The sequence below is a fragment of the Nocardia asteroides genome, assembly GCA_019930625.1.
Lineage (GTDB): Bacteria > Actinomycetota > Actinomycetes > Mycobacteriales > Mycobacteriaceae > Nocardia > Nocardia sputi.
This window is the reverse complement of sequence record CP082844.1, coordinates 2,745,675-2,760,237: the sequence shown is the minus strand read 5'-3', so window position 1 is coordinate 2,760,237 and position 14,563 is coordinate 2,745,675. Positions and strand designations below refer to the sequence as shown.

Annotated in this window: 16 protein-coding genes; 5 read left to right on the top strand and 11 right to left on the bottom strand. The window is 67.1% G+C overall.

The features are described from left to right. Positions 1 to 425 precede the first annotated feature (425 nt). Both cobM and K8O92_12595 read right to left on the bottom strand, forming a co-directional pair. Complete coding sequence (gene cobM / locus K8O92_12600) at positions 426 to 1,193, bottom strand: precorrin-4 C(11)-methyltransferase (protein ID UAK34602.1); 768 nt, start codon at positions 1,191 to 1,193, stop codon at positions 426 to 428. Positions 1,194 to 1,285: 92 nt separating this feature from the next. Further along, entirely contained in the window at positions 1,286 to 1,711 is a 426-nt protein-coding gene (locus K8O92_12595) for a PPOX class F420-dependent oxidoreductase (protein ID UAK34601.1), read from the bottom strand. A 193-nt stretch (positions 1,712 to 1,904) separates the two neighbouring features. Here K8O92_12595 and K8O92_12590 point away from each other — a divergent pair, with 193 nt between their 5' ends. After that, the gene (locus tag K8O92_12590) at positions 1,905 to 2,381 is read left to right on the top strand and encodes a hypothetical protein (protein UAK34600.1); all 477 of its coding nucleotides are present in this window, start codon (positions 1,905 to 1,907) and stop codon (positions 2,379 to 2,381) included. 9 nt (positions 2,382 to 2,390) lie between these two features. Here K8O92_12590 and K8O92_12585 read toward each other — a convergent pair whose 3' ends face one another. From K8O92_12585 to K8O92_12560, 6 genes are all read right to left on the bottom strand, one after another. Beyond that, entirely contained in the window at positions 2,391 to 3,329 is a 939-nt protein-coding gene (locus tag K8O92_12585; protein ID UAK34599.1) for a hypothetical protein, read from the bottom strand. Positions 3,330 to 3,370: 41 nt separating this feature from the next. Next, positions 3,371 to 3,733, bottom strand: coding sequence for a hypothetical protein (locus K8O92_12580; GenBank protein ID UAK34598.1), 363 nt, complete (start codon positions 3,731 to 3,733; stop codon positions 3,371 to 3,373). Positions 3,734 to 3,927: 194 nt separating this feature from the next. Next, a complete protein-coding gene (locus K8O92_12575) occupies positions 3,928 to 4,200 on the bottom strand; it encodes a hypothetical protein (GenBank protein UAK34597.1) in 273 nt (90 codons plus the stop codon). A gap of 234 nt (positions 4,201 to 4,434) precedes the next feature. Beyond that, a complete protein-coding gene (locus K8O92_12570; protein ID UAK34596.1) occupies positions 4,435 to 5,709 on the bottom strand; it encodes an FAD-dependent oxidoreductase in 1,275 nt (424 codons plus the stop codon). Then, positions 5,627 to 6,184, bottom strand: coding sequence for a TetR family transcriptional regulator (locus K8O92_12565; GenBank protein UAK34595.1), 558 nt, complete (start codon positions 6,182 to 6,184; stop codon positions 5,627 to 5,629). Before K8O92_12565 ends, K8O92_12570 begins: the two co-directional genes overlap by 83 nt. A 139-nt stretch (positions 6,185 to 6,323) precedes the next feature. Next, positions 6,324 to 6,680, bottom strand: coding sequence for a hypothetical protein (locus K8O92_12560; protein UAK34594.1), 357 nt, complete (start codon positions 6,678 to 6,680; stop codon positions 6,324 to 6,326). 259 nt (positions 6,681 to 6,939) lie between these two features. Here K8O92_12560 and K8O92_12555 point away from each other — a divergent pair, with 259 nt between their 5' ends. Beyond that, positions 6,940 to 8,256, top strand: coding sequence for a helix-turn-helix domain-containing protein (locus tag K8O92_12555; protein ID UAK34593.1), 1,317 nt, complete (start codon positions 6,940 to 6,942; stop codon positions 8,254 to 8,256). Between the two features lie 41 nt (positions 8,257 to 8,297). Here the strand turns inward: K8O92_12555 and K8O92_12550 are convergent, their stop codons facing one another. Both K8O92_12550 and K8O92_12545 read right to left on the bottom strand, forming a co-directional pair. Beyond that, positions 8,298 to 8,597: a DUF6506 family protein gene (locus K8O92_12550; GenBank protein ID UAK34592.1), complete on the bottom strand. Its 300-nt coding sequence runs from the start codon at positions 8,595 to 8,597 to the stop codon at positions 8,298 to 8,300. A gap of 123 nt (positions 8,598 to 8,720) precedes the next feature. Next, entirely contained in the window at positions 8,721 to 9,647 is a 927-nt protein-coding gene (locus tag K8O92_12545; protein ID UAK34591.1) for a LysR family transcriptional regulator, read from the bottom strand. Between the two features lie 418 nt (positions 9,648 to 10,065). On the opposite strand from K8O92_12545, the gene K8O92_12540 reads away from it, so the two are divergent. The 3 genes from K8O92_12540 (at position 10,066) to K8O92_12530 (ending at position 13,960) form a co-directional block, all read left to right on the top strand. Then, positions 10,066 to 11,559 carry a cytosine permease gene (locus K8O92_12540; GenBank protein UAK34590.1) on the top strand — a complete coding sequence of 498 codons (1,494 nt, stop codon included), beginning with the start codon at positions 10,066 to 10,068 and terminating at the stop codon, positions 11,557 to 11,559. A 272-nt stretch (positions 11,560 to 11,831) separates the two neighbouring features. Then, a complete protein-coding gene (locus K8O92_12535) occupies positions 11,832 to 13,217 on the top strand; it encodes an MHS family MFS transporter (protein UAK34589.1) in 1,386 nt (461 codons plus the stop codon). Next, complete coding sequence (locus K8O92_12530; protein UAK34588.1) at positions 13,214 to 13,960, top strand: 3-hydroxybutyrate dehydrogenase; 747 nt, start codon at positions 13,214 to 13,216, stop codon at positions 13,958 to 13,960. Before K8O92_12535 ends, K8O92_12530 begins: the two co-directional genes overlap by 4 nt. Before the next feature lie 8 nt (positions 13,961 to 13,968). Here K8O92_12530 and K8O92_12525 read toward each other — a convergent pair whose 3' ends face one another. Further along, positions 13,969 to 14,562: a TetR/AcrR family transcriptional regulator gene (locus K8O92_12525; protein UAK34587.1), complete on the bottom strand. Its 594-nt coding sequence runs from the start codon at positions 14,560 to 14,562 to the stop codon at positions 13,969 to 13,971. Position 14,563: the final 1 nt, after the last annotated feature.

Sequence of the window (14,563 nt, the reverse complement as noted above, 5' to 3'; positions counted from 1 at the left end):
CCGTAACCTCGCTTCCGGAACACCACGCAAGCGCTCCCCGACCACACCCGGAGGGGACGCGCACCTTTCCAAGCGTGGCGCCTGCGTCTCCGGGCTGAGTTCTCACATCAAATCAGGCAAAAAATGTTCATTTGAACTATCTGTCCAGCATGCCGACTTTGTTACATGGGCCCGACCGTGCCCAGAACCCACCGACCGGCTCCGCCGGGACGTTCTTTGCGAATCACCGGATCAATCTACCGTCGCCTCCGGCACCCAACCAACCATCGGTCATAGCCATCAAGCATCACCACAGGCAGTAGCGTTGCGAAGAGTTCGCCAAGAGATGTTGCGGTTCTCACACAGGTCACTCCTGCGCCATTGGCGACACTTCCGCGCCGAGAGACGGCAGCCGCCTACCCGCCCACGGTGGATCCGCGCCATTGTCATTCAGGCTGCGCACCCGCGGGGCCGCGAACCCGCGACGGGTCGTAGAGGTGCGATTGCGCGCACGACACCGCGGGCGTGAGCGCGCGACCCACCAGGATCACCGCCGCCTGCCGCAGTCCGGCGGCTTCGACCTGGTCGGCGATGTCGGCCAGGGTGCCGCGCAGAACCAGTTGCTCGGGCCGGCTGGCGCGGTAGACGACGGCGACCGGGCAATCCGGGCCGTAGTCGGCGGCCAGTTCGGCGGCCAGGGCGCGGACGCGGGTGATGGCCAGATGAAGCGCGAGGGTGGCTCCGGTGGCGGCGAAGTTCGCCAGCGCTTCCGACTCGGGCATCGCGGTGGAGCGGGCCCGGGTACGGGTCAGCACGACCGACTGCGCCAACTCAGGCACCGTCAACTCCGTGCCGAGTACGGCCGCCGCGGCGGCGTAAGCGGGCACGCCCGGCGTGACGTCCCACGGCACACCGTGCGCGTCGAGCCTGCGGGTCTGCTCGGTCAGCGCCGAGTACAGCGACGGGTCACCCGAGCACAGGCGAGCCACGTTCTTGCCTTCCGCGGTGGCGCGCACCAGATGCTCGGTGATCTGCTCGAGGTCCAAGTGCTGGGTATCGATCAGCTCGGCGTCCGGCGCGCAGTGGGCGAGTACGTCGCGATCCAGGTAGGTCCCGGCATACAGACATACCGGCGACGCGCGGAGCAACTCGACCGCGCGCACCGTCAACAGATCGGCCGCGCCCGGCCCGGCCCCGATGAAGTGCACGGTCATGCGCGCGAGTGTATTGACCGCCGGAACCGATCGGCCGACCGAGCGGCGCACGACCCCCGCGGCAACGATTCGCGGTGGTGGGGACCCGGCGCTCAGGCAGTGGCGTCGAAGTGGGCGATCACCTTGTCGGGGCGGAGGCGGACGACGAGTTCGCCGGGGACGCCGTTGCGCTTGCCGAATTCCTCGGCGCGGTCCGCGCCCATATAACGCCCGCCGATCGCGGTGGCTGTGCGCAGGAGTTCGCCGAGGTCCTCCGAGAGCGTGACCGACCCCTGCAACTGGACCGACGCGTAGGGCGGTTCCTCCAGGTCGACGCAAATCGCGATGCGCCCGTCGCGGGCGAACGCCTTGCCCTTCGCGGTCGACTTGCCGGTGTTGAAGACCAGCTCGTCCCCTTCGAGGATGAACCACACCGGACTCACCACCGGCCTGCCGTCGGCGGCGACGAACGCCACCTTGCCGGTTCGAGTGCCGTGGGTGAGGAACTCGCGGACTTCGGGATCCGAAAGAGAGGCCATCCGCTCACCCTAGGTCGCGATCGGCCACAGATCACGCGGCGAACCGCCGAGACGACGACCGGCCGGACACCCCTCTGCTCGACCGGGCTCCGATTCCGAACACAGCGGCAACTCGATGCCTACACGGAGTACAGGGCCCACGACCATCGTCAGATGGTTGCTCAATTCATACGCATATGCATATCATCTGCAAATGCTTATTAATTATGGAGATCAAGGACCCTCCGACCAGCCCGGCACCGCAGGCGAACAACCGTTTTCCGAGGGCACCCTGCTCATGCCCTGGCAAGCCGGGCCGCGCCACGACATCGCGGGTCCGGTATTCGTCAGCGTGACCGACTTCCTCGCCGCGACCGAAGAAGACGTTCAGGAGATCTACAAGACGGGGATGCGGCTGGGCCGGAATTGGCCCGTGATGCACGGCGCGGTCGGCCTGTGGCTATGGGGTCGGCCATCGGAGTTGCGCGGCGGCTCGATTTCGGTGTGGTCGACCGAGCAGGACATGCGGCGGTTCGTGCGATGGCCGGTGCACACCGACATCATGCGGAAGTGGCGCGGCCGAGTCCGAATTGCCACCGACTCGTGGCGGGCCGCCCGGTTCGACGCTCACGAAGTGTGGACACGGGCGCGGAACACGATCGACCAGCGCCCGCACCCACAGGCCGGATGACCTGGTGGATCAAGGTGGCAGCACCCTGGCATCGGGCGGGATCATCCCGAGCTCCCGGATTTTCTCCAGCCGTGCCACCGCGCCGTTGATGGCGTTGTCATGGAGACCGGCGTCGCCGAGCGCCGATCGAAAGCGGTCCATGTCCACTCCTTGGACCCCACGCAGCACATCATCATCGAGGCGCTGGCCTTTCTGCGCCGTGACGAAGTCGGAATCGATATTGATCTCGAGCGGCCGAGTCGAGAGGGGGAACGACCGACCGTGATCTATGGCGACCACCTCGAGCTGCCCGTCGCGTTCGACGGTGCGATAGTTGCCGGGATGGCGATCGAGCGCACCGATCACGTAATCGAGTACCGCGACCTGCTGTTGCTGGGCTCTCGGATACTCCGCCACTGTCCGCGCGGGGCCGGACTCGACGAACCGCTGGATCATGCCGGGCCCGGACGCCCTGCCGTCGGGCCCGATCACACCGTCCGTCCGAGCTGTCGTCGGCACCCTGCCGAAGCCGAGTAGTTCATCGACCCGATAGGCCGCGATCTCCCGGCTCGTCAGCGCCCCGGGGGCGTGGACGAAAGGCAACCCGGGGTCGTATTCCTCACCATGGATAGGCTTGTAGATGTTCAATTCGCCGTCGTCGGAACGCATCTTCCGCACCGTGGTGGAGCTTCTCGCCACGGCTTCCCGCATGTCGCCGTCGAACTCGACATCGTCGATCAGGCGGCGCGCCCGCATGGCGGATTCGGCGGCACTGGCCTGGTAATTCCACGTTCGCTCCCGGGAAGCCTGAGCCGGATGCGGCTGTGTCCGGGTGCGCGCTTCTTCCAGCAGATGCGACCCTCGCTCGTCGGCATCCCGGAACGCGCGAGCGCCGCTGTCGAGCGTGCTGCTGGTGCGCCGGTAGGTGCCTGCGGCCGTCCGCGTCCCGAGATCGAGGGTTTTGGTCAAGCGCCGGGTGATGTTGCGAAGAAGTGGGGTGACAGCGTCTCTCACCGAGAGGGCGGCGCCGACGCGCCATCCGAACCCGATGCCGGGACCGCCGACCAAGGGGTGCGGACGGCGGCCCGGTTCGGCTCGTTCGGGCTTTCATCGACGACGCGGTAATAGCTCATCGCACGCCACTGGAGCAGCGCACGGAGGAAAGGGGCGCCTTCGTCCGGCATGATTCGCGCGGGCGGGTCGAAAACCTCGATACCGCGCTCGTACAGCCTTTCCGCCATCAGGCATCCGTCGCGATCGGTCACGGTGAGCGTCACGCCACCGCCGGGATCCAACCTGAATTCGGCCACTCGGCGCGCTTGCGAATAACCGACGTCGTAGATCGCGACCGAAGTCGGCGTGCACTCAGCCATGAACCCTCACCTCACCTGCGACGAACCGCCCGGCAGCGGTCCGGCATCCGACCGGCGAAAGCTCCCGGACCAGATGTCGACGTCTCACGAGGCAACTTACTACCGAACAGTCGGTTTCTCGTGATGAGGTCGCGCAGGCTCATCCAGCCCGCTATCTCATCTATCTCATCGCACTCACCCGATGCGCCGCGTGCTCAGCGCTGCCACGGCAGGCAGCCCGCGGCACGCAGGCGGGTGGCCAAGCCGGAGCCGACGGTCGCGCTGGAACCGTTGCCCGCGGTGAGCGCGAGCAGGAGATCGAGGCCGAGGCCTGCTCCGAGGGAGCAGCCGAGCAGGTTGATGTCGACCGAGATGATCTCGTCCTTCGGCGCACCGGGCAGGGTCTCCTCGGCCTGCGCCGAACTCGCTCCGATCACGGTCGCGGCGGCCAGCGCCATGACGAGGGCTCCCGCTTGGATGGATCGCACTCAATTCCTCCTTGCACGCGTCGCCCGGCGCACTCTTATTGCCGGGCAAACGATCTGATGTGTGGTGAGCGTCGGCTTCCCGACAGCCCGCTGTCATTTGTTGACCGATCGGGCGCGGCGGAAACACCGATCGTCGGCAATGGCCCCATGCGGCGTCCCGATCGCCCATGCGGGATGCAGAGACAAGGTTGGGAGGCGGAGCCGAGCTCGTCCACCGAGAGGCCGTTTCAGAGGTCAGGGCCGGATGTGTTCCGGCCGGACGCCGAGCCCGATGAAGCGGCCCATCGCGTGGCGCAGCGCGGGCAGTCGCCGGAAAAGCCGGAAGATCGGGGGGACGTGGGTGGCTGTGTTGTCGTGCAGGTTCTTGGGATAGAGGTCGCGCAGAATGACCATCTGGAACAGCTGGGTCACTTTGACGGGCAGTTGGCGACGGGCCTGCACGCGCGGCGGATCGGCGTCGGTCAAGCTGTGTGCCAGCAGTTTCGGGCCGAGGATGTTCGCGGCCGCGACGGCATCCTGAATGGCCAGGTTGATGCCGACACCGCCCGCCGGTGACATGGCGTGCGCGGCGTCGCCGATGCAGAGCAGACCTGGTCGATACCAATTATCGAGCCGGTCCACCCGTACCGTGAGTTGATGGATGTCGTCCCAGCCCGCGAGTTCGTGAACACGGTCGCGCAACGCGGGAGCGAGTGCGCTTATTCTGTCGCGTAGCTCCCCGATGCCGAGCGCGCGCAATGCTTCGTAGGTATTCGTGGGGATGGTGTACGCCACCTGCCAGTAGTCACCGCGGTCGATGGCGACCAGCGCCCCTTTACCTCCTTGGAAGAACTCGACCCGGTCCGTCTCTCGCCGCGACAGCCGAAACCACAAGACGTCCATCGGTGGCGAGCTCACCTCGGCCCGCAGACCGGCTGCCTCGCGCATACGCGAGTGGCGGCCATCGGCGGCCACGACGAGATCGGCACGGATTTCGTAGTTCCCGGTGTCGGTGGTCGCTCGCACGCCGACGACACGGTCGTTCTCGATGAGCAGATCGGTTGCTTCGGCGCGCCGCCAGAGCTGGAAGCCCGGGAAAGCCACAGCCTTGGTCGCAAGGAAATTCAGGAACTCCCATTGCGGCATGAACGCGATGTACGGGCTGCGGACCGGCAACTTACGGAAATCCGCGAATGTCACGGGCGTGCCGCCGACAGCGACAGTGACGCGATCCATGGTGCGGTGCGGGAGGCGGTGGAATTCGTCCAGCCAGCCGAGTTCGTGAATGAGTTCCTGAGTGGACGGATGGATGGTGTCGCCACGGAAATCGCGCAGGAAGTCCGCGTGTTTCTCCAGCACGACCACCTCGACGCCCTGCCGGGCCAGCAGCGTGCCCAGCATCATCCCGGCGGGACCGCCGCCCACTACGCAGCATCGCACCTTCATGTCATGCACCGGCGATCTTCTCTTCTTCGGATGGCGCGCGTCGAACAAGTCCGTGCAGCACGAGACCGGCCAGCTCGGCGGCATCGACCGGGATGCCGGTGCTGCACCCGACAGCCAGCGTCGCGAACAGAGCGGTCGCGGTCGTGTGCGCGTCATGGGCACGCAGCTCCCCCGCGGCCACGCGTGAGCGCAGATACTCGGCCATCACGGCCTGACCTTCCCCCACGAACTCCGCCAGCACCGCCCGCACGTTCTCGTGCGAATGCCCGGCGGCGAAAAACAGCCTGATCAGCTTGGCATTGGCCGCCAGCACGCCGTCGAACTCACGCATGACCCGGGGCAAGACCTCGGCCGCCGGCCTGTCCTTCGCCTGTTCCAGCGATTCGCGCAACTGCCGCGAGAACCCGCGCTCCCGCAGCAACGCGGTCACCAACGCCTCTTTGCCCGCGAAATAGTGGTACAGCAGGCCCGGCGCCACCCCGGCGGAAGCCGCGATGTCCTTGACCGAAGCTCCATCGATCCCCTTGTCGGCGAACACTTCCAACGCCGCGTCGAGCAAGCGCTCGCGCCGCCACTCCGCCTGTTCTCGTCGACTTCCCACGCCCACTCCACTGATTGAACGATCATTCAACGAAGGAAACGTACCACGGTGGCCGTGGAAACGGACACTCTCCGAACACTCGTGTGCATGGATCACCTCAGGCGTCCGTTCGATCACCCGAGCGTGGTCCGAGGGGCCATGGTGCGGCGGGGCGTCCCACGCCCTGCGGTGGAATGTGCCTGGAGTCCAGAGTGATCAGCCCGCACACGGCCATGAGCGCGTCCGCGCGGTCTTCCAGATGGTGCCGGGACGGGGTGATCACCGCGATCGCGCCCACGCGGCCGATCACGGTGAGCAGCGCCTCGAGCGACGCGGGCGCGGTGGGGCCTGCGACCAGCGTTCGTGCCAGATCGAACCCCGACGACTTCGCCAGCACGCGGATCTCCAGTTCGTGTCGGCGCGCGCGGCGCCCGGAGATGTCGCGGCGCAGATACCCGACCACTTTCGGCTTCATGATCACCTCTCGTTCGATGGGTGCGCCCGCCGCCGGGGGCTTTCGCCACCGCTCGCGGCTCACCGCGTCCGGAGTGCCGTACCGACACGACATCACCCCGGCGGCGCGCGCACCTCGAGCCTCGAGGAACGGACGGAACATCGCGACGCTGTCAAGCGCACGGCACCGGGTGTGCGGAATCTGCGGTTGCCGCCCGCGGCCTGCGAATTCGTGCTTAAAGTTCGCGCACGACAGTGCGTTTCGGGACAGGGGGCCGAAAGTGTTCGACAACGAGATGGACGGCGTGTGGAAGTCGCCGCAATTCCGCAAGTTGCTCGCCGAGGGTCGGCCCGGTCAAGCCCTCGCCCTCGTCCGCAGAGAGATGGGCTTGTCGCAAGCCGACTTCGGCGCACTCCTGCACTGGGACCGCACCCACGCGGGCCGCGTGGAGCGCGGGGAAGTGGGGACCATCTTCGACATCCGCGAACTGGTCCGCGCCGCCGACGCGCTGGGGATTCCCCGTTCCGCGCTGCTGCCCCTCTTGCTCGCGACACCCGATACGGGGACCATCGACTACGAGGGTGGCGAAGGAGTCGATGACGTGGACCGCAGACAATTCGGCCTGGCAGCGACAATAACTGCAGTGTCGGGTGTCTCCATACCGCCGACCAGGGCGGCTGAACCGATTCGGGTCGGCACCGGGCATGTCACTTATATTCGGGTGCTCACACAACGGCTGTGGGAGCACGACAACCATCGCGGAGGCGGCGGCATATTCGACTACGCAGCGCGCCAATACGCCTCGGTACGGCGGCTGCTGGACTCCAGGTCGTACGGCCACCGCCTAGGGGCCGAATTGGTGAGTGCCACCGGATGGCTGTCGAATACCGTTGCTTGGCTGGCTCGTGATAGCAATCGGCCTGGCACTGCCTGGCGGCAACTCACGGAATCGGTTCTGCTTGCCGAACAGTGCGGCGACAACGCCTTATTGGCCGCCGCCCTGGGAGACCTCGCGAATCTCGCCGCGTCCTCCCCCGCCTCTTTTGCCGAGCCCGTGCGCCTCGCACGGCGTTCGACAGAACTCGTCCGGGGCATACCGTCCGCTCGCATGAACGCGCTGAAGGCCGCCGAGGAGGCAACCGCGTACGCGGCCGTCGGTGACCAGCAGGAGTTCGATCGCGCGATGGCGCGAGTGTGGCGCGAGGCCGATCGCGGCCTCGACAATCCGGACGACCCGGCATGGTTGGAGCACGTGAACGAGGCCGAGTTGCACGCCCATGAGGCGCGAGGACTCCGGATGCTCGGGCACCACGGCCAGGCGGCCGAACTGTGCCGCCAGAGCGTGGCCCACGGGGGTTATTTCCCACGGGACGAAGCCTCGTACCGCGCCTATTTCGCCGCCGCTCTCGCCGGGCTCGGTGACTCCACCGCGGCGATCACCGAAGCGCACACCGCCCTGGCTCTCCTGGAAGGCCCCGTCAACTCTCCACGACTTCTGGCCGAATTACGCCCGGTCCGCGTAGCCGCCACCCGCACACGGGGAGACGACGCAGACCACTTCCGCCACCGATTCGACACCCTCGCCCGAACGGCCTGACTCGGAGAACAACAGACGCGATCTGCCTTTGCGGCATACGGTCAGGAGAAGATGGCGTGCACCTGGTCGACTGCTTCAGGCCCGTAGCCGACCGTGCCCACGGGCACCGCACCGTCGATCGCCTCGATGACGCGCCCTGCCCAAACGGGCCCGAACCCTCCGCACAGCTCGATCAATTGCACACCCTCGTCCACCAGGCGGCGCGCGACCTCGATGCCTTCCTCGGGCTTCTCCACCCCCACGAGGACAGTGCGGCACTTTCCGGTGTCGACGACGCTGACATCGCCGCCCGTGGCACTGCCGGCCGCTGTGTAGATGAATCCCCAGTGCATGAGCGCCATAGGTGTGTACCTCCTGAATCCGTCGAAGCCACCAGCCAAACAGATCTCGGGCGAAAACGTCCAGGAGCGCAGGTGAACCTGTGTGCTCCGCAGCTCGGGCCGCCGATGTTCGCCCGGCGGAAGTCAGCCCAGGCGTCCGAGAAGGACGTCGCGCTGGTCGGCGACCATGGCGCGGATCGCGGTGACGACGGCGGCCACTTCCGGGCGGCGGAGCGTTTCGGTGCGGGCGACCAGCCAGTAGCCGAGGGTGACCGTCACCGAATCGGCCAGCACGCGAACGAGATCCGCGTGGCGATCGGCCATGAAGCAGGGCAGCAGGCCGAGGCCCGCTGCCGCGCGTGTGGCTTCCACATGCACGAAAACATTGGTGGAGGTGACGGATTCGCGCATTGCGGGCGCGAAGCTGGAGGCCAGGTCGAGGTCGTCGACTTGGAGCATGGAATCGATGAAGTACACCAGCGGGTGCTCGGCCAGGTCCTCGATCGTCGCGGGCGTGCCGTGGTCGCGCAGGTAATCGCGCGAGGCGTAGAGGCCGAGGCAATAGTCGGCCAGGTGGGTGGCGGTGGCGCGGTGCACTTGCGGCTCGCCGACGACGATCTCGAGGTCGAGTCCCGAACGTTGTTGCGACGCGCGCCGGGTGGTCGCCACGATCTCCACCGTGATCTTCGGGTGCTGCCGCTGCACTTCGGCGGCCGCCGGCGCGGCGATGTAGGCGCTGAAGCCGTCCGTCGCCGAGATGCGGACCACGCCTTCCAGCGATCGGTTCCCACCCGCGTCGCTCGCGAGGGACTTCACGGCCGACTCCACCGCCTCGGCGGCGGCGAGCGCCTCCTTGCCGAGATCGGTCAGCTCCCAGCCACCCGCCACCCGGATGAGCACCCGGCCGCCGAGGGTGTGTTCCAGCGCCGCGATGCGGCGGGAGATCGTGGTGTGGTTGATGCCGAGTTCCTCGGCCGCGGTGACGAAGCGGCCGGACCGTCCGACCGCGAGCAGAACGAGGAGGTCGTCGGCGCTGGGACGTCGGGCAGACCCCGCGGAAGCCGGGCTCATCTCTGCATCTTCGCAGAACGGAACGGCCCGCCGCTCCGGCGACTGTTCGAAAGCGGCCGACCGCTCTGGGCCGGACCGACACCTGATCGTGGGCAGCACCGCAAGTTCTGCGTCACCAGGCCATACGCCGTTCGATAACGGGTCGTTGATCAGGTGTGAGGGAGTCCGCGGCGCATCACCCAGAACGCGACCGAAGGAGCAATCCGCGCTCCGATAACGCCTACCTGATCGAAAACGCTTGCTTCCCCCGAGCGTCAGATCCGTTGCGCCTCAATAGTTGCTCTATCAACGATGGTTCCGCTCAGCACTAAACCGCCATACAATGAGCCATCATTCAACGGCACAATAGATAAGTATACGTAATGGTCGGGGCCCGGTGCCCGCAGCCGGCCGCGGCCCTCGGCGAATGGATCTCGGCATGGCAACAGCTCCAGCGGCTTCAGCGAAAACTTCGGAATGGTCCGTCGAGCGCAAAGGCGCCGAATGGGTCACCGATGAGGAGCGTCGAGGTAAACCGCGCGCGCAGTTCTGGCCGTGGGCGGGCACCAGTTGCAACGTGCTGCTGGTGTCGTTCGGTCCGTATGTCATGGCATTGGGCCTCGACTGGCACCTGGCGGCGCTGGCGGCGGCGGCCGGTGCGGTGCTGTCGTTCCTGCTGCTCGCTCTGGTGTCACTGGCCGGGCAGCGAGGCGGGGCGGCGACCATGGTGGCCGGCCGCGCGGCATTCGGATTTCACGGCAACAAGGTCCCGACCTTGATCAGTTATCTGGCGCTGGTGGGGTGGGAGACCTTCTCGGCGGTCCTGGCGACCCTCGCGGCCCGCACCGTTGCCCATCGGCTCGACCCGGAGATGGATACCAGACCGCTCATGGTCGTCACACTCTGCCTCGTCGTCCTGGCCAGCACGGTGGTCGGCATCTACGGCTGCCACGTGATCCTGCGGATCCAGAAGTGGTTCGCCCTGGTATTCACCGCGCTGTCGGTGGTCTACTGCGTGCTGACGCTGCCCGAGATCTCGTTCGCGACCCACGGCCGGGCCAGTTTCGGCGCGTTCACGGGCGGGATCATGTTGACCGCCAGTCTGCTGGGCCTGAGCTGGGTGAACTGCGCGGCCGACTACACCCGCTATCTGCCACGCGAGACCGGTAGAGGTGCGCTGGTGGGATGGATCACCTTCGGCGGCACCGCGCCCGCCGTCGTGTTGATGGGATTCGGGACGCTGCTGGCTGCCGGTGATCCGGAGGTCGCGGCCAGAGCCGCGACCGATCCGATCAGCGCCTTGTCGGCCCATCTGCCCACCTGGTTCTTGGTGCCGTATCTGATCCTGGCGTTGGTGGGTTTCGTGTCCGGCTCCATCATCGGCCTGTACTCCTCGGGCCTGGCGTTGCAGACCTTGGGCGTGCGGATGCCGAGGCACTACACCGTGCTCATCGACGCGGTGCTGATCGCGGGCGCCGGTGGCTATGTCGTCTTCGCCGCTCCGGGCTTCTTCGCCCCGTTCCAGGCATTCCTGACCACGACGGCGGTGGTGATGGCCGCCTGGTCCGGAATCTTCGTCGTCGACCTGTGGCAGCGACGCCACATCGGCTACGACCGGACGGCCCTGTTCAGCCCGGTCGGCGCTTACGGCAGGGTGAACCGTGCCGGGGTCGGCTGCCTGACCGTCGCGACCCTCGTCGGGTTCGGCTTGATCACCTCGCCCGATCCGCACATCGGCCCGCTGCTCGGATATCTGTTCACTCCAGCCGCCCGCGCCGGCGGCTTGGGCAGCAGCAATCTCGGCATATTCGTCGCGCTGGTCCTCGCGACCGCGGGCTACGCGGCCCTGCACAGAGTACGCCCATCCGCCCCGCAGAACACGACCGAAGAGATCGAGAACCGTGATACGAACCTGATCGGGGTCACCACGTAGAGCTCTTCGCCCTGAGCCGATCACCGGCTCCGCCGAGCGGATCGCGCACCGGGCCGCATCCGAAATTCGCGCCCGTTCCGGGCCCGTGAACGCCTGCCGACTTCAGCCTGAATGCTGCCGCAGCCGCAGGTATCTGCATCTTTGCAGAACCGAACTGCATTAATGGTCATTGCGGCGCGATTCGTCTGCACCAATACTCTGTGCAGCCAAGCATTGTGGGGGCCATCACACCGAGACCCGGCGTGTGGCCCCGGGCACGAAGGAGAAGTGCGATGAGGGAGCACAGCGCCGGAGCGACACCGGCGAAGGACGCGGAGGGCACGACCAGCGGCCTGCGCCGCGTGGTGGCCGCGTCGATGGCGGGCACGGTCGTGGAGTGGTACGAGTTCTTCCTCTACGGCACCGCCGCCACGCTGGTGTTCAGTAAGGTGTTCTTCGCCAAGGGCACCAGCGATCTGGACGCCATCCTCGCCGCGTTCGTGACCTACGCGGTCGGTTTCGCGGCGCGCCCGCTCGGCGGCGTGGTCTTCGGACATTTCGGCGACAAGTACGGCCGCAAGAAGCTGCTGCAATTCAGCCTGATCCTGGTGGGCAGCGCGACGTTCCTGATGGGCTGCCTGCCCACCTTCGGACAGATCGGCTACTGGGCGCCCGCGCTGCTGGTGGCGCTGCGCTTCATCCAGGGTTTCGCGGTCGGCGGGGAATGGGGCGGCGCGGTGCTGCTGGTCGCCGAGCACAGTCCCAGTCGCAGCCGGGGATTCTGGGCGAGCTGGCCACAAGCGGGCGTCCCTGCTGGCAACCTGCTGGCGACGGTCGTGCTGTTGGTCCTCACCTCCACGTTGTCGGACGAGTCGTTCCTCGGCTGGGGCTGGCGAGTGGCGTTCTGGTTGTCGGCGGTGGTGGTGCTGATCGGCTACTACATCCGCACCAAGATCACCGACGCGCCGATCTTCGTCGCGGCGCAGCAGGAAGCCGAGCAGATCAAGGCGACGTCGCTGAGCGTGGTCGAGGTGCTGCGCCGCTACCCGCGCGGCGTACTCACCGCGATGGGACTGCGTTTCGGCGAGAACGTCATGTACTACCTGGTGGTCACGTTCACGATCACCTATCTGAAGGTGCAGGTGCACGCCGACACCGAGGTGATCCTGTGGTGGCTGCTGGCCGCGCACGCGGTGCACTTCGTGACGATTCCGCTGGTGGGCCGGCTGTCCGACCGCTTCGGCCGCAAACCGGTCTACCTGGTCGGCGCGCTGACCGCGGGCACCTGGGGCTTCTTCGCCTTCCCCATGATGGACAGCGGCCACAACGTGGTCATCATGTCCGCCATCATCATCGGCCTGGTCTTCCACGCCTTCATGTACGCCGGGCAGCCCGCGATCATGGCCGAGATGTTCCCCACCCGGATGCGCTATTCCGGTGTGTCCCTCGGCTACCAGGTGACCTCGATCGTGGCCGGTTCGCTGGCGCCGATCATCGCCGTCCGGCTGCTGAACACCTACCACTCCGCGGTGCCGATCGCCTGGTATCTGGCGGGCGCGGCGGCGGTGAGCGCGATCGCCGTGCTCGTCGCGAAAGAGACGAAGGGGCTGTCCTTGGAGAGCATCGATCACGCCGACGCCGCGAGCCTGGGCGCGCGCACCGAGGTGACCGTGCGATGAGTGATCTGACGGGGCGCGGCGCTCTGGTCACCGGCGGCGCGAGCGGTATCGGCGCGGCGTGCGCCCGTGCGCTCGCGGCGCGGGGAGCCACGGTGACGGTGGCCGACGTCGACGAAGCCGGCGCGAAGGCGATGGCCGGGGAACTCGGCGGCAAGTCATGGGCGGTCGATCTGCTCGACGTGACGTCGCTGGAGGAGCTGGAACTCGACATCGACATCCTGGTGAACAACGCCGGGGTGCAGCACATCAGCCCGATCGAAGACTTCGCGCCGCAGCGTTTCCGAGATCTGCTCACGCTGATGGTCGAGGCGCCGTTCCTGCTGGTGCGCGCCGCTCTGCCGCACATGTACCGGCAGGGCTGGGGGCGAATCGTCAACATCTCCTCGGTGCACGGCCTGCGCGCCTCCGAATTCAAGGTCGCCTACGTCACGGCCAAACACGGGCTGGAGGGGTTGTCGAAGGTCACCGCACTGGAGGGCGGACCGCACGGGGTGACGAGCAACTGCGTCAACCCCGGCTATGTGCGAACACCGTTGGTGGACAAGCAGATCGCCGACCAGGCCAAGGCGCACGGCGTGCCCGAACAGGAGGTGGTGGAGAAGATCCTGCTCACCGAGAGCGCGATCAAACGCCTCGTCGAGCCGGAGGAGGTCGCCTCGCTGGTGAGCTGGCTCGCGTCGCCGGAGGCGGGCATGGTCACCGGCGCGGCATACACGATGGACGGGGGGTGGAGCGCGCGATGAGGGCGCGCTCACCCCAGCGCCGTCAGCGCCATCCTGCGCAGCACCGGCCTGGCCCTGGCGGCGGTCGCGTCGCTCGCGCTGTGCGGGGTGGAGTTGATCAGGCCGAAGACGGCGTGGGCCTGCACCCGCGCCGTCTCCTCGGGTAGTTCCGGATGCAGCTCGCGCAGCACGCCCACCCAGATCTCCACGTACTGGCGCTGGGTGCGGCGGATCTCGCGGCGGGCCGGGGCGGGCACATTGTCCAGGTCCCGGTCCTGGATGCGGATCAGCTCCGGTTCGCCGAGCGCGAAGTCCAAGTGGTGATCGACCAGCCCGGCCAGCGCCTGCTCGGCGGAATTCGTGCCCGCCACCACCGCCTTGCCGCCGTCGAGCAGGCGCTGACTCACCCCGACCAGCAACTCGACCAACAGCGCTTCTTTGTTCGGGAAGTGCCGGTAGACCGCCGGACCGCTGATGCCGACAGCGGCCCCCAAGTCGTCCAAGCGCATGCCGAGGAAGCCGCGATCGGCGATCAACCGCGCCCCGGCTTCCAGCAGTTGCGTCCTGCGTTGCGCCTTCAGTTGCTCACGGCGAGTGGGCGCGACGGATTCGGCACTGGTCACA

Excerpts from the sequence above, each read along its gene's own strand:
- K8O92_12590 (UAK34600.1), top strand. The coding sequence starts at position 1,905 with ATGCTTATTAATTATGGAGATCAAGGACCCTCCGACCAGCCCGGCACC.
- K8O92_12580 (UAK34598.1), bottom strand. The coding sequence starts at position 3,733 with ATGGCTGAGTGCACGCCGACTTCGGTCGCGATCTACGACGTCGGTTAT.
- K8O92_12530 (UAK34588.1), top strand. The coding sequence starts at position 13,214 with ATGAGTGATCTGACGGGGCGCGGCGCTCTGGTCACCGGCGGCGCGAGC.
- K8O92_12570 (UAK34596.1), bottom strand. The coding sequence starts at position 5,709 with ATGCCGCCGAGCTGGCCGGTCTCGTGCTGCACGGACTTGTTCGACGCG.
- K8O92_12545 (UAK34591.1), bottom strand. The coding sequence starts at position 9,647 with ATGAGCCCGGCTTCCGCGGGGTCTGCCCGACGTCCCAGCGCCGACGAC.
- K8O92_12560 (UAK34594.1), bottom strand. The coding sequence starts at position 6,680 with ATGAAGCCGAAAGTGGTCGGGTATCTGCGCCGCGACATCTCCGGGCGC.
- K8O92_12595 (UAK34601.1), bottom strand. The coding sequence starts at position 1,711 with ATGGCCTCTCTTTCGGATCCCGAAGTCCGCGAGTTCCTCACCCACGGC.
- K8O92_12540 (UAK34590.1), top strand. The coding sequence starts at position 10,066 with ATGGCAACAGCTCCAGCGGCTTCAGCGAAAACTTCGGAATGGTCCGTC.
- K8O92_12535 (UAK34589.1), top strand. The coding sequence starts at position 11,832 with ATGAGGGAGCACAGCGCCGGAGCGACACCGGCGAAGGACGCGGAGGGC.
- K8O92_12550 (UAK34592.1), bottom strand. The coding sequence starts at position 8,597 with ATGGCGCTCATGCACTGGGGATTCATCTACACAGCGGCCGGCAGTGCC.
- cobM (UAK34602.1), bottom strand. The coding sequence starts at position 1,193 with ATGACCGTGCACTTCATCGGGGCCGGGCCGGGCGCGGCCGATCTGTTG.